We start from the raw sequence: 13,129 nt of genomic DNA, 5'->3' as shown, positions 1-13,129 counted from the left end.
TGTCTTCCTAAGGAACGACATGGCTACGAACTTTGGGGCCGGGGGCGGGGCGGGCTTAGGGGGCTAGTTCGACGCAGCAGGCGCCGGGGCGGGGGACCAGGCGGGCCTGGACGCCGGTGGCGCCCAGGCCCTCGACCAGGCCGGCGACGAAGGTGCGGTTGAGGCCGCACACCAGCGCCGTGTGCCGGCTCCTCAAAGCGTGGAACGGGCAGTTGTGCAGCAGCACGCGGCCGGTGCCGTCGGGCTGCGGTTCGAAACCCAGCAGGTCGAGGGCCGTGGTCAGGTCTGAGCCGTCGCCCGCCAATTGGGTGCCGATGTCGCGGCCCCGCTGGCCGGCGTGGCGGTGCGCGGCGTCCCCGGCGTTGCCGGGGTCGCCGGCGACGGCATCGGCCAAAATCTCCGCCATCAGCTCATAGCGCCGTTCCGGCACGGTCACGGACACGCCGTCGCCGGCCAGCTGGTACACCTTCGGCGCCCGCCCGCGGCCGCGCGGCTGGTCAGCGGGCGCCTCGTAGTGCGCGCGCAGCAGCCCGGCGTCGACGAGCTTGTCGAGGTGGAACGCCGCCAGGCCGCGTGACATCCCTCGCGCGTCGGCGGCCTCCTCGCGGCTGACCGGGTGTCCCTGGCGCCGGACGTAGTCGTACAGCGCCCGGCGCGACGGGTCCGCCAGCGCGATCACGGCGTTCCAGCGATCCTGCACCCGAACCAGATTATCACCAACATGTGCTGTTGAAATTTCCGGTGAGGAGGTACAGGATGGCGAATAACAACAACGCTGATTGGTGAAATATGGAACGCGCCAAACGTCCGGTCACGGCGCTGGCCGGCCCCGTACGGGCAGCCGCTGCACCCGGCGCTGGTCGCGGTGCCGATCGGCGCCTGGATCGCCAGCATGGTCTTCGACGTCGCGTCGCACGTCGTGGCCGACGGGCAGCTCCTCGCCGAGGGCCGGGCGGCGGCAGTCGCCTCGCACCCGGGCTCGTCTTCGGACACTTCGCCCTGGCGGTCGCCGGGCTGCTGCTCTGGATCGGCTATCTCGTGACCGACGAGTCGGGCCTGGCGTGGGCGGCGTTCGTCGCGCTGCTGCCGGTGGCACTGCTCGGCTTCACGATGCTGTTCCGGTGGCTGTCCGCCCGCAGCGCGGGCACCGTCGACTCGCGCCTGCCCGTTCCGGTCGTCGCCGCACACGGCCTGTTCGCGGCCACCACCCTCGTACTGGTACTGCTGGCCGCGCTCGGGGCCGGAGAAAGCTGAGGTCGCCATGACCACGCACCGCCCATTCGTGATCGTCGGCGCCGGCCTGGCCGGAGGCCGGGCCGCGCAGACCCTGCGCGAGGAGGGCTACGACGGCCAGGTCGTCCTGATCGGCGACGAGACCGAGCCGCCGTACGAGCGGCCGCCGCTGTCCAAGGGGCTGCTGCTGGGCACCACCGAAGCCGAAGACGTCTACCTGCACCAGGCCGGGTGGTACGGCAAGCACGACATCGACCTGCGCACCGGCACCCGTGTCACCGCTCTCGATCCGGCCAGCCACCGGCTCGAACTCGGCGGTGGCGGGCACGTCGACTACGACCGCCTGCTCCTTGCCACCGGATCGCGCCCCCGCCCCCTGCCGGTACCCGGTGCCGACCTCGAAGGCGTGCTGAGCCTGCGGAACCTGGCCCAGAGCTACCGCATCGGCGCCGCCCTCACCGAAGACGCTCACGTGGTCGTCGTCGGGGCGGGCTGGATCGGCCTGGAGGTGGCCGCCGCCGCGCGCGCCCGCGGCGCGGCCGTCACCGTCGTGGAGAGTGCCGCCGCGCCGCTGCGGCGCGTTCTCGGCGACGAGATCGCCGCCGTCTTCACCGACCTGCACCGCGACCATGGCGTCCGCTTCCGCTTCGGCGCTCAGGTGCGCCGGCTGCTCGGCACCGGCAGGGTGTCGGCGGTCGAGCTCGCCGACGAGACCGTCCTCACGGCCGACGTCGTGATCGTCGGCGTCGGCGCCCAACCCAACACCGAGCTCGCCGCCGCAGCCGGCCTGCCGGTGGACAACGGCGTCCTCGTCGACGACGGCCTGTGTACCGCCGAACCCGCCATCTGGGCGGCCGGTGACATCGCGAACGCCCACCACCCGCTGCTCGGCACGCGGGTGCGGGTCGAGCACTGGGCCCACGCGCTCCACTCTGGCCCCGCCGCCGCCCGCGCGATGCTCGGCCGCGCCGTCAGCTACGACCGGCTCCCGTACTTCTACACCGACCAGTACGACCTCGGCATGGAGTACACCGGCCACGCTCCGCCCGGCTCATACGACCGGGTCGTGGTGCGGGGCGACACGGCCAAGCGCGAGTTCATGGCGTTCTGGACCGCTGGCCGGCGCGTGCTGGCCGGCATGAACGTCAACATCTGGGACGTCAACGAACCGATCGAACAGCTCATCCGCGACGGCCACCCCGTCGACCTGGCCGAGCTCGCCGACCCCGACGTGCCGCTCGACAACGTGACCCGCGCTCACTCGTAGCGGATTCGCGGGTCGAGCCAGGCGTAGCGCAGGTCTACGTCACCATACATATATTGAACTCTATATTCCTCTGTTCCGGGTTCGGCATGCCGAGCCGGCCGCGTCACCGCCGGAAGGCGTGGCGATAGAGGCGTGGTGGTATCCCCCGCCGCCTGATGAACTGCTCGCGCAACACGGTGGCGTTGGCGTACCCCACTCGCCGGGCCACCTCCTCGATCGGCAGCGTCGTGGACTCCAGCAGTTCCTCGGAGCGGATCAACCGCTGGTGTAGCACCCATGCGTGCGGCGTCGTCCCCGTCACCGCCCTGAACCGGCGGCTGAACGTGCGGGTGCTCATCAGTGCACGCCGCGCCAACTCGCTGACCGGCAGCGGTCGATGCAGGTTCGCGGTCGCCCACGTCAGGACGGCGGACACCTGTTCCTCGTCGCCGTCCACGGGCGCTGACGTCGGTGCGAACTGAGCTCGGCCGCCATCCCGGTAGGGCGCGACGATGTGGCGGGCGACCGCGTTGGCCACCGTCGAGCCGTGCTCCCGGCGGACCAGGTGCGCGTACAGGTCGATGCCCGCGCCTCCGCCGGCGCCGGTCAACAGCTGGCCCTCGTCCACGTACAGGACGCGGGGCACCACCTCGATCGCCGGGTAGCGTGCCGCGAAGTCGTCGACGAACCTCCAGTGCGTAGTGGCGCACAGGCCGTCCAACAGGCCCGTCGCCGCCACGGTGTACGAGGCGACACATTGACTCGCCACGATCGCGCCACGCCGGTGCGCGGCCACGATCGCGGCGGCGAGCGCGTCGGAGGGCTCGTGCGGCCGCTCCGAGGGCAGCACCACCAGCAGGTCCGCCTCGGCGAGCCGATCCAGACCTTCCCCCACCGTGAACGACATGCCGAGGTCGGTCGTCAGTCGTCCGGGCCGATCGGTACACGACACCAGGTCGAACGTGGGCAGGCCCGGCGCACCGGCGTCCCCGAACACGTCCGTCACCTGACCGAGACTCGACGTGTGCACCCGGTCGGGCACGTAGACGGCGATGGACGAGAACCCGGTCATGGCAACCCCGTTCGTGACAGCTCGCTGCGACGGACGGATAGGCACGGTAGATCAGCGCGCTTACATATCGCTGTCGCGACGCTGACGGGGAAGGCCGCCAGCGGCCTTCCCCGTCACTTTCGTCTCCGGCTGTGTACCGCTACCAGGGATTCGTGCAGCCGTAGCCTGATCCGTTGAACAGGCAGGCCCGGAACCGGTAGGACGTTGACGCATAGGTCAGGGCGCCGCCGGTGTGCTGGACGCCGTCACCGGTGTTCTGGCGCGACGGTCCCCACTGCCAACCGTTGCCGTCGCCCCGGTTGATCTGCAGCACGATCGCGTGTCCCTCCCGCCAGTTCTGGAGGCCGGGCGCCAGCGCGGCCCAACCGTACTGGTAACCCCCGTACCGGCCGGCGCGCAACTCCACGTACGAGCCGTCGAACCAGATGCCGGGCACCGGGCTGAACCGGCCGGTGGTCTGCGTGACCTGAGCCTCGCTGATCCGCTCGGCCGGCGCCGCCTGGGCCGGACCGGCAACGACCAGAGCGCCGGCCACCGCTCCGATCAGGGCGAGTGCGACCGCCGCCGCGCGCGTCGTCAACTTGCGCAACGTTTCCCCCATCTTCCATTGTGGACACATAATGGCGTCCACGACCAGGACAAGATCACCACTGGAGCGCGCCGCCGACCAGAGGTAACACCGCCACAAAACGCAGGAATCCTGCCACGCGGGCGACTGACGCTAGGGCAGCTCCGCGAGGCGGCGGGTGAGATACCGGCGTTCCGGCTCGGTGGCCACGAGTGCCAGGGCCTGCCGGTAGCTGGCCGCCGCCTCGGCATGGCGACCGAGGCGGCGCAGCAGGTCGGCCCGCACGGCCGGCAGCACCGGCGCGTGGGGAAGGGCGCCGGTTGCCAGCTCACTCGTGAGCCGGGTCGCGATCAAACCGTGGTACGGGCCGAAGTCCATCGGTACCTCTCTCGGTCGGGTACCCAGACGACGAACGGCGTCCGCCGAGATGGACACACCCGTCCGAGATTTTCTGTCACGTTCCTGGCTCGCCGTGTGTCAACGCATCAGAGACACGACGAACGAGAAGGAGCCAGTCATGGAGTCACGACTGTCGAACCCGCAGGATCTGGTGCCGGAGCTGAAGGAGCTTTCGGCGGCGCTCTACAAGGTGACCGGCAACGGCTCGGTGCCGCGGCCGACGATCGGCCTGATGCAGCTGCGCGCCGGCCAGATCGTGGGTAACACCTACCTCACCACTCTCCATTCGACCACCCTGCGCAAGACGGGGGAGTCCGAGGAGCGGATCACCGCGGTGGCGACCTGGCAGGACGCCACATACTTCACCGAGGCCGAGCGGGCGGCGCTGGCACTGGTCGAGGCGGTGCTACAACCGTCGGCGCACAGCGAGCGGGTCACCGACGAGCTGTACGCCCGGGTGAGCGAGCACTACGACGAGAAGGCGCTGGCCACGCTGGCGATGGTGATCGGCCAGGTGAACTTCTTCGTCCCGCTGGCCATCATCGGCAAGCCGCTGCCCGGCGTCCCGCCCACACGGCAGTGGAGGCAGCGCGGCTGAGTACCCTCTGCTCATGCGGGTGGGCATTGTGATCCTTCCTGACCAGCGGTGGTCGGAGGCGGCGCGGCGGTGGCGGCTGGCCGAGGAGTACGGGTTCGACCAGGCGTGGACGTACGACCACATCGGTTGGCGCGACCTGGTCGACGGCCCGTGGTTCGACGCCGTGCCGACGCTGACGGCCGCGGCGATGGTCACGTCGCGGATCCGCCTGGGCACCATGGTCGCGTCGCCGAACTTTCGCCACCCGGTGCACTTCACGCGGGAGGTGACGGCGCTCGACGACGTCTCCGGCGGCCGGCTCACCCTCGGGCTGGGCGCAGGCGGGATGTCGTACGACGCCTCGGTGCTCGGGCAGCCCGCGCTCACGCCACGGCAGCGCGTCGACCGGTTCGCCGAGTTCCTCGGGCTCCTCGACGCGCTGCTGCGCGATGGCCACGCCGACTACGCCGGCGAGTACTACAGCGCGGTCGACGCCCGCGGCACGCCGGGATGCGTGCAGCGGCCGCGGGCGCCGTTCATCGTGGCGGCGAACGGGCCGCGCTCGATGCGCCTCGCAGCGCGGTACGGGCAGGGCTGGGTGACCACCGGCGAGCGCGCCGAGGATCTCGACGCGTGGTGGCGGTCGGTCGCGGCGCTCGCCGAGCGGTTCGCCGAGGCCGAGGCCGGCGCGGGGCGCCGGCCCGGCGAGGTCGACCGCGTGCTCTCCCTCGACGCCGCGCCGGTCTTCTCGCTGTCCAGTGTGGACTTCTTCGCTGACGCGGTCGGCCGGGCGGGGGAGCTGGGCTTCACCGACGTCGTCACGCACTGGCCGCGCGAGAGCAGCTGGTACGCGGGCAGCGAGACCGTCGTCGAGTCAGTCGCCCGCGATGTGCTGCCGGTACTCGGGAAGGACCAGTCATGAATCACGACGACGAACGCCACCTGCGCCGCGCCATCGCGCTCGCCGCCGAGGCCCGCGCGGGTGGAAACCCGCCATTCGGCTCGCTCCTCGTGGGTCCGGACGGCGACGTGCTTCTCGAGGAGCGCAACACCTCCATCACGGGAGACGACATCACGGCCCACCCGGAGCTGAAGGTCGCGCGGTGGGCGGCGCAGCACCTCGATCCGGCGACCGCCCGGCGCTCCACTATGTACACCAGCTGCCAACCCTGCAACATGTGCACGGGTGCCATCGAGCGCTCCGGGCTCGGGCGTGTCGTGTTCGCACTGTCCAATGAGCAGCTTCTGACCCTGAAGCCCTCCGGCGGGTTTCCGCCGGTGCCGCAGGACGGGCCGGCGCTGTTCGACGAGGCCCGCCTCCCCGTCGACGGCTACTACACCTGACGATCGCAGGTGGCGCCGTTGAGCCGGACGCTCGCCGGGTCGGGGAGTCCCGGGCCGGTGAGGGCCATGTCGAGGTTGATCGTCTCGCCAGGTGTCAGCGTGTCGGCCCAGCCCTCGTACCAGAAGACGACCTCGCCGCCGTCCTGCTCCCACGCCGACCAGGCCCAGCTGATGGTCGTGCCGGCGGGCAGCACCAAGCGCACCGACCAGCGCATGACGGCGGCCGCGCCGGTGTAGGTGACGGCGACCCGGTGCATTCCCGGCATCGCCGGGCTCGGACCGGCGGAGGCCACCCGGCACGCGGCGGCGGGGTCCGGCGGAGGCCGCAGGCGTACGGTGCCGGAGGCCTCCGAGCGGTTGCCCGCCGGGTCCTCGGCGACCACCACGAAGGCGTAGTCGCGGTCGGGCACCAGGAACTGGAGCCGCACGTTCGCGGCCGCGTCGGCGTAGGTGAACAGGGTGCGGGTGGTGCCGGACAGGCGGTAGACGAGGTACCGGATGACGGCGACGTTGTCGGTCGACGGCGTCCACGCCAGCTCCGCGGTCGCGGGCGAGATCGCCGTGACGGTCGGGGTGCCGGGCTGGTTGGGCGGCTCAGACTCCGCCGGGGCGGTGCGGGTCTGGAATGTCACCGCCGGCGACGCCGGACCGTTGTTGCGCTCGTCGGAGGCGACGACGAAGAACGTGTATGACGTGCCGGGGGTCAGCCCGCCGAAGCGGAACGTCGTGGCGCTGGTCGCGTTGTAGAACATGTCACCGCGGTCCGGCGTGCGCCGCCAGATGCCGTACTGGACGACGCCCCGGTCGTCGACCGCGGGCGCCCACGTCATGGTGGCGTCCGTGTAGGTGATGTCGGTGACCGTGGGTCGGCCGGGCGGCCCAGGCGGCGCCGTGTCCGGCGAGTCGGCGGCGGCCGGCTGGGCCGGCAGGATCGCCACCATCGCGAGTGTCGCAACCGCCAGCCGTGTCAGGTTCACCCAGCTATCGTCACGGCGTGCATCGATATATGTCAATAGGGGTCGTGTCTGTAGGTTATAGGCTGTGCCCGTGGAGCTGTTCGTTACCAAGAGCGAGTTCGCATACCTCACGCTGCGTGACCGCATTGTCTCGGGTGAGCTGGAGCCGGGCGCGGTCCTCAACCAGGCGACCCTCGCCCCCGCCATCGGCGTCAGCACCACCCCTCTGCGCGAAGCGCTGCGCCGCCTGAAGTCGGAAGGTCTGGCCGAGCTCGACGCCCACCGCGACGCCCGGGCGTCAAGGCGCTCGGCTCCAACCCGCGCAAGAGCGGCAAGACCGGTGCCGGCGAGCGCGACGTGCCGGTCACGTTCGGCGGCTGCACCTTCACCCCCGGCGCCGAACTCCACAGCGACGACGACGGAATCGTGCTCCTGTAGCCGTCCCAGCGCGCGGCGCCGGCCGCGCCCCAGGCGTCACCCGATCCCTCGATCAAGGGCAAACGCACGGGGTTCGATCACTTATCCACGTGCGTTTGCCCTTGATCGACGCGAATGTCCTTGATCGCGGCCCGCGGCCGCCCGCTCGGGCCCGCGGCCCGCGCCCGTGTCAAGATCGTACAAGACGGTCGGGGAAGGGCCGGCGGACAATTGCGGGCATGGGTATGAAACCTGTCAACGTCACCGACGTGCTCGCGTCCTTCACCGACATCTACAGCCCTCGCATCGTGGCCCGGGTCAACGACTACGACGTGCGGATCGCGCACACCCTGGGGGAGCACGTCTGGCACGTGCACGAGGACACCGACGAGTTCTTCCTGGTGCTCGACGGGCAGTTCGACGTCGCGATGCGTGACACCGACGGCGCGGAGACCACGGTGGTGCTCCGTGCCGGTGACACGTTCGTGGTGCCGCGTGGTGTGGAGCACAAGCCGTCGTCGCCCGGCGGGTCGATCCTGATGTTCGAGCCGACCGGCACGTCGACGACCGGCGACCGGCACGAGGGCGACATCCCCGACCACGTCGACAGCACCACCGGGCACGAGCTGACCCCGTAACAACCTTATTCGCCGAGCCGGTGTCTGTACCGGCGTGGATGTCGTACACGCGCCGGCACGTCGACCGTCGTTTGTGGAGGGTCGGCTGCCGGCGTTGTTGCTCGGCTTGCTGTTCGCCGTTCTCGGCCTGTACGTGGTGGTCGCCGCCGGCGCGTACGGCCGCACTTGGGACGAGGGGCTGCAGAATTGGTACGGCGAGGCGGTGCTCAACTGGTACCTGTCCGGTGGGCGGGACGTCGGGTTCATCCGCGACTCCAACCCGCGTGAGTACATGCCGCAGCACGGGCCGTTCGCCGAGGTGCTCATCGCCGCGGTTCAGCGGCTGACCGGGGAGAAGTGGCACACCCGCTCGGGCTGGTCGTCGGCTCACCGCCGGTCATGGTGGCTCTCGCGCTGGTGGGTGTCGGGTTCGTCGCGGCAGACGTGGCGCGCCGCCAGTGGCCGGTCGCTGAGATGCTGGCAGGAGCGCTATTTCTGGTGCCGGTGGCGGCCATCGTGGCCGCGAACGCCACCGTCTACAACGGACTGCGGCACTTCCTGTTCGTAGTACCCGGAATGATCCTGCTGGCGATGGTCGCGACCATCCGGTTGTGCCGGCGCACGGCGCTGGTGGCGGTGCTCGCCGTGATTCTGGCCGCCGGCCACGCGGAGGCGGCGGTCGCCGCGGCCCGGCTGCACCCGTTCGAGTACATGTACTTCAGCCCTCTCGCGGGCGGGTACCGGGGAGCGCACGCGCGTTACGAGAGCGACTATTGGCGGGCCTGCGAGACGCCGGCCGCCCGGTGGTTGGCCGTGCACTACGGGGAGCACACCGGCGACGAGCGCCCCACGGTCGGGGGCCTCCTGTCACACAGCCGCGAGGCGGCGCTGCCGGACGTCTTCACCGAGGCGGACGCGCCAAGGTTCTGGGTGGACAGCTTCCATCCGGGCCCCCGCGAGGCCTCCTACCGGCCGATTCACCAGGTCATCGTCGAGGGGGTGGTGGTGTGCGCGGTCAGTGTGCGGGATTGAAGCCAACCTTCTCGCGGCTCGTGGTGTCTGTATGGGTAGACGAGGGGGTGGTCGTGGACGACGGCGGGTTCGAGGAGTTCGTGCGTGCCCGGTCGGCGGGCCTGCTGCGCAGCGCTTACCTCCTCTGCGGCGGCGACCCGGGCGCCGCGGAGGACCTCCTCCAGGACGTCCTCGAACGGATGTACCCGAAGTGGCGGCGGATCAGCCGCGACCCGGAGGGGTACGCGCGGGCGGCGCTCGCCAACGCGGCCGCGAACCGCTGGCGCCGCAAGAGTCGCCGGATCACGGAGGCGCCGCTGGAGGCGGCCGCGCCGCGCGGGGTCGCCGGACCGGAACGCGAGGTGACCGACCGAGACCTGGTCGTGCGGGCCCTGGCAACGCTCCCGCCGCGGACCCGCGCGGTTCTGGTCCTCCGGTTCTTCCACGACCTCACCGAGGCGCAGACGGCTGCGGCGCTCGGCTGTGGCGTGGGCACCGTCAAGAGTCAGACCTCACGCGGGCTGGCCCGGCTGCGCGAGTCGCTTCCCGAACAGGACGCCACGTTTCCGGCCGTCCTTCAGGACGCGGTGCGGAGAGGCTGACCATGGTGAACACTACTGAGCGGGTCAACCGGGCGATGTGGGACGCGACTGACCGTCTCCGCCTGGCGCCGGACTTCGCCGACCGGGTCGTGCGCGGTGGGCGCCGCCGGGTGCGGCGGGCCCGGGTACAAGGTGTGGCCCTCGCCGTGGCCGTCGCGATGGCCGGCGGTGGCGCCACGGTGGCGTGGCGGGACGCCACCGCGGGACCGGCTGTGGTGGCCGACTACCGGCTCCTCCAGCCCACCGGCGGCGACCTGGCCGGCGACGCGCGCGTGATCGAGCAGGTGGTCCGGGCCTGGCGTGATGGCCTGCGCCACTCGGAGAGCGGCGACGGCGCGGTGGCGGCGCTGCGCGGCGAGCCGCACGTCTACTGGGCCGGTACAACCAAGGGCGGACCCGCCGCCGTGGTGGTGCAGGCGGGGGCGCGCCGGGATCGGGTGGCCATGGCGGGACTGGTGGCGACCGACCCGGTGAGCAAGGAGTTCCGGCTCGTCGGAGAGGAGTCCGTGGCGCACGGCGTGTCGTGGGTGTACGCCTTCGGGCCGGAGGATCGCACGCTGCTCGCCGTCGACCCCGGCGTGCCGCTCTACATCTCCATGGCACCGGTGACCGGGCCGGACGGCAAGGTCAGCCGCGACTGGCGGCGGATGAGCACTATGGACGGTGTGGCGCTGGCGGAGGTGCCGGCGGGCGGCGACCCGCGCGACGTCCGCGTCCTTGCCCGGCAGGCGCCCCCGGCGGCCCGCGAGCGCGACCCGGCCGGGCTGCACCCGGTGCGGGAAGCCAGCCAGTACGTCGAGCAAGCTGTGGCGCGAGGCGGGCCGGTTCCGGCCTACCTTCCGATCAACCCCACTCGGGCCGACAGCGCTGGGCTGTCCTGGGAGAACCGGAGCGTCGACGGTCCGACCCGGGTGGGACGGCCCACGCAGGTCACCGACGACGGCGGCATCCTGCTCCGGGCGGTGGGGGAGTCCGGCTACGTGGACCCGCTCATCGAGATCCACGGGTCGGGCCGGTGGGAGGTGGTCGCCGGCCTGCCCGACGGGCGGACAGCTCTGCTCAGCGAGATCTTCGGGGCGTCCGATCCGGCGCTCGTGTTCGCCGTGCTGCTCGACGCGACGGGGGCGGTCGACGCGGTGATACCGGGCGGGGCCGCCGATCGGGACGCGCCGGTGCCGGTCCGGGTGCGGCTGCCGGACGGCCAGGGCTGGATCGTGGCGGCGTACGGCTCGTCGCTGGCCTACCGCACCGCCGGCGGCGCCTGGGTCGAGGTCGGCCAGGACGCGGCACTGCTGCCCGATACCGCCGCCGAGGTGCGGGCCGTCACGGCCGGCGGGGTGTCCTCGTCGCAGCCGTTGTAAGGGCGGCGACGGTGCCGGGCCGGTCGGGGAGTGATGGCTGGCCGCCGCGGCGCCCGCCCGATTTCGACGCGCCGACCGAGGAGCCGTGGGGCTTGAACATCGAGCGGGTCGAGGTGGGATGGCCTCCCGGCGGGGGCTCAGGTGAGTACCGCGCCGGCGCGCAGAGTCAGGCCGGTGCCGATGACGAGCACCATCGCTGACGTGGTCAGCGGCCAGGCCGCCACCGCGCCGAGGCGGGCCAACACGCGTACGGGTCGGCGCTCGGCGAGGCTCACCCAACGTTTGACCGCGAGCAGGAGCAGGCCGGCGGCCGTGAGCGTGCCGGCCATGCCAAGGCCGTACGCGAGCACCAGCAGCACGCCGAAGACCGCCTTCCCCGTGCTGACCGAGGCCAGCAGCACCACCAGGGCGGTCGGGCTGGGCACCAGACCGCCGGCGACACCGATGCCGGCCAGCCCCAGCCATCCGGTCCGACGTCCATGGTGGTGGTCGTGACCGTCGTGGTGGTCGTGATCATGGTGGTGGTCGTGATCATGACCGTGCGAGTGGCCGGCTCGACCGCGGACGACGGCGACCAGCATGCCGATCCCGACCGCGATGACGAGCAGTCCGCTGATCACGCCGAGGTAGCCGAGCAGCCGGTCGGCGGCGAACGCCGTACTGGTGCTGATCAAGACTCCCACCAGTAGCACCACGCCGGTATGGCTGAGCGTGACCGTGGCGCCGACGGCCAACGCGTCCAACGGCCGGCCGCGGCGCCCGGCGAGGTAGGCCGCGAGCACGGACTTCCCGTGCCCAGGCAGGGCGGCATGCCCGGCGCCGAGCAGCACCGCGGTCAGCACGGCCAGGACCGCCAGCAGCGGGGTGAGCCGGCCGGCGGCAAACGACTCGATCCGTTGCTCCGCCCAGGTGGGAATTGTCGTCAGCAGCCCGGCGGATTCCGCCGGTGCTGTCGCGGTCGGTGCGCCCGCCACGCCCGTTCCCGGCTCCACCCGCACCTTCGCCGCCGGCACGTTGACGACGAGCGCGTCCGCCGGCGGTATCGCCCTCAATTGCTCGCTCACGCTGTGCTCGGGCAGGAGTGAGTCGATCAGACGCACGTCGCGCCCGACGGCGGTCACCTCCCGGTAACCGGTGCCGTCGGGCCGGTGGTGATTGGCGATGGTCACCGTCGCCGGGACGGACAGCCGCGCGGGCGCCGCGAGGTCGCACGTGAGCCGGGCGCTGGGCAACCCGGGTGAGCCCGGTTCGTAGTCGTAGTCGCCCGTTGTCACCGTCCAGAGCAGGCGCTCGCCGTTCACCTCGACGGCGAACCCGTAGGCCAGCTCCGCGCAGGCGGTACGCGCGTGCCCACGTCGCTCGGCGGCGGTGACCGCGCCGTCGTGGTCCGCGTCCACGGTGCGACGCTCCTGCCGGGTGACGATCTCCGCCGTGTGCACGGCCGCGACCACCCGCACCTGATCGGGCATGAACGTGAGGCCGTGGTACTGGTGGACCTGGAACGGGGCCCCGGTCGGGTGGGCGCTGGCGAGCGCGGCCGGCGCGGCCACCACGAAGAGCAGTCCGAGTACGGTCCACAGGCCCGCCCTGGCCGCCGCCGCGCCGGTGGCGGCGAGCAGCACCCGCCGCGTGGGCATGACGCTTCTCCTGTCGTTCCAGCGGCGGCAGACACTCGGTGGCGCAACGCCCCGGGTGTCTGCCGCCGCCATCGGCCTTCGCGGTTGGT

Annotated in this window: 17 protein-coding genes and 2 pseudogenes; 13 read left to right on the top strand and 6 right to left on the bottom strand. The window is 71.7% G+C overall.

Annotated elements, in window-relative coordinates; genetic code table 11:
* Positions 1–55 precede the first annotated feature (55 nt).
* The gene (locus V6V89_RS07965) at positions 56–700 is read right to left on the bottom strand and encodes a helix-turn-helix transcriptional regulator (protein ID WP_334618332.1); all 645 of its coding nucleotides are present in this window, start codon (positions 698–700) and stop codon (positions 56–58) included.
* A gap of 165 nt (positions 701–865) precedes the next feature.
* Here V6V89_RS07965 and V6V89_RS41640 point away from each other — a divergent pair, with 165 nt between their 5' ends.
* Genes V6V89_RS41640 through V6V89_RS07950 form a run of 3 tightly spaced genes read left to right on the top strand, consistent with a single transcriptional unit; the run spans position 866 to position 2,500 of the window.
* Complete coding sequence (locus tag V6V89_RS41640) at positions 866–1,042, top strand: hypothetical protein (protein WP_442935090.1); 177 nt, start codon at positions 866–868, stop codon at positions 1,040–1,042.
* Positions 1,039–1,254, top strand: coding sequence for a hypothetical protein (locus V6V89_RS07955; protein WP_334618330.1), 216 nt, complete (start codon positions 1,039–1,041; stop codon positions 1,252–1,254). Before V6V89_RS41640 ends, V6V89_RS07955 begins: the two co-directional genes overlap by 4 nt.
* Before the next feature lie 7 nt (positions 1,255–1,261).
* On the top strand, positions 1,262–2,500 hold the full coding sequence (locus tag V6V89_RS07950; protein ID WP_334618329.1) for an NAD(P)/FAD-dependent oxidoreductase: 1,239 nt from the start codon (positions 1,262–1,264) through the stop codon (positions 2,498–2,500).
* Between the two features lie 103 nt (positions 2,501–2,603).
* On the opposite strand, the gene V6V89_RS07945 is transcribed toward V6V89_RS07950, so the two are convergent.
* The 3 genes from V6V89_RS07945 to V6V89_RS41635 all read right to left on the bottom strand — a co-directional run bounded on the left by V6V89_RS07945 (position 2,604) and on the right by V6V89_RS41635 (position 4,497).
* A complete protein-coding gene (locus V6V89_RS07945; protein WP_334618328.1) occupies positions 2,604–3,551 on the bottom strand; it encodes a GlxA family transcriptional regulator in 948 nt (315 codons plus the stop codon).
* Positions 3,552–3,690: 139 nt separating this feature from the next.
* Positions 3,691–4,152 (bottom strand): hypothetical protein, encoded by a 462-nt coding sequence (locus V6V89_RS07940; RefSeq protein WP_334618327.1) that lies wholly within the window; start codon positions 4,150–4,152, stop codon positions 3,691–3,693.
* 120 nt (positions 4,153–4,272) lie between these two features.
* Positions 4,273–4,497: a hypothetical protein gene (locus tag V6V89_RS41635; protein WP_442935089.1), complete on the bottom strand. Its 225-nt coding sequence runs from the start codon at positions 4,495–4,497 to the stop codon at positions 4,273–4,275.
* A 139-nt stretch (positions 4,498–4,636) separates the two neighbouring features.
* Between V6V89_RS41635 and V6V89_RS07930 the strand changes: the two genes are divergently transcribed.
* The 3 genes from V6V89_RS07930 to V6V89_RS07920 are packed head-to-tail and all read left to right on the top strand — an operon-like array spanning position 4,637 to position 6,439.
* On the top strand, positions 4,637–5,116 hold the full coding sequence (locus V6V89_RS07930) for a carboxymuconolactone decarboxylase family protein (protein ID WP_334618326.1): 480 nt from the start codon (positions 4,637–4,639) through the stop codon (positions 5,114–5,116).
* Positions 5,117–5,129: 13 nt separating this feature from the next.
* Complete coding sequence (locus V6V89_RS07925; protein WP_334618325.1) at positions 5,130–6,017, top strand: LLM class flavin-dependent oxidoreductase; 888 nt, start codon at positions 5,130–5,132, stop codon at positions 6,015–6,017.
* Complete coding sequence (locus V6V89_RS07920) at positions 6,014–6,439, top strand: nucleoside deaminase (protein WP_334618324.1); 426 nt, start codon at positions 6,014–6,016, stop codon at positions 6,437–6,439. Before V6V89_RS07925 ends, V6V89_RS07920 begins: the two co-directional genes overlap by 4 nt.
* Here the strand turns inward: V6V89_RS07920 and V6V89_RS07915 are convergent.
* Complete coding sequence (locus V6V89_RS07915) at positions 6,430–7,416, bottom strand: fibronectin type III domain-containing protein (protein ID WP_334618323.1); 987 nt, start codon at positions 7,414–7,416, stop codon at positions 6,430–6,432. The two genes, V6V89_RS07920 and V6V89_RS07915, sit on opposite strands and share 10 nt — an antisense overlap.
* Positions 7,417–7,480: 64 nt before the next feature.
* On the opposite strand from V6V89_RS07915, the pseudogene V6V89_RS41630 reads away from it, so the two are divergent.
* The 7 genes and pseudogenes from V6V89_RS41630 to V6V89_RS07885 all read left to right on the top strand — a co-directional run.
* Positions 7,481–7,654 (top strand): annotated as a pseudogene (locus V6V89_RS41630) (GntR family transcriptional regulator); the annotation flags it as partial.
* A 47-nt stretch (positions 7,655–7,701) separates the two neighbouring features.
* Positions 7,702–7,833 (top strand): annotated as a pseudogene (locus tag V6V89_RS07910) (ribonuclease E activity regulator RraA); the annotation flags it as partial.
* Positions 7,834–8,051: 218 nt separating this feature from the next.
* Positions 8,052–8,450 (top strand): cupin domain-containing protein, encoded by a 399-nt coding sequence (locus tag V6V89_RS07905; RefSeq protein WP_334618322.1) that lies wholly within the window; start codon positions 8,052–8,054, stop codon positions 8,448–8,450.
* A 34-nt stretch (positions 8,451–8,484) separates the two neighbouring features.
* Entirely contained in the window at positions 8,485–8,997 is a 513-nt protein-coding gene (locus V6V89_RS07900) for a hypothetical protein (RefSeq protein ID WP_334618321.1), read from the top strand.
* The gene (locus tag V6V89_RS07895) at positions 8,928–9,461 is read left to right on the top strand and encodes a hypothetical protein (RefSeq protein ID WP_334618320.1); all 534 of its coding nucleotides are present in this window, start codon (positions 8,928–8,930) and stop codon (positions 9,459–9,461) included. Before V6V89_RS07900 ends, V6V89_RS07895 begins: the two co-directional genes overlap by 70 nt.
* 23 nt (positions 9,462–9,484) lie before the next feature.
* Positions 9,485–10,042 carry a SigE family RNA polymerase sigma factor gene (locus V6V89_RS07890; RefSeq protein WP_442935088.1) on the top strand — a complete coding sequence of 186 codons (558 nt, stop codon included), beginning with the start codon at positions 9,485–9,487 and terminating at the stop codon, positions 10,040–10,042.
* Positions 10,043–10,047: 5 nt separating this feature from the next.
* The gene (locus V6V89_RS07885) at positions 10,048–11,403 is read left to right on the top strand and encodes a hypothetical protein (RefSeq protein WP_334618319.1); all 1,356 of its coding nucleotides are present in this window, start codon (positions 10,048–10,050) and stop codon (positions 11,401–11,403) included.
* Between the two features lie 137 nt (positions 11,404–11,540).
* Here the strand turns inward: V6V89_RS07885 and V6V89_RS07880 are convergent, their stop codons facing one another.
* On the bottom strand, positions 11,541–13,040 hold the full coding sequence (locus tag V6V89_RS07880; protein ID WP_334618318.1) for a HoxN/HupN/NixA family nickel/cobalt transporter: 1,500 nt from the start codon (positions 13,038–13,040) through the stop codon (positions 11,541–11,543).
* Positions 13,041–13,129 lie beyond the last annotated feature (89 nt).

Source organism: Micromonospora sp. CPCC 206061, assembly GCF_036906915.1.
Taxonomy (GTDB): Bacteria; Actinomycetota; Actinomycetes; order Mycobacteriales; family Micromonosporaceae; genus Phytohabitans.
This window is presented reverse-complemented; position numbering and strand designations above follow the sequence as displayed.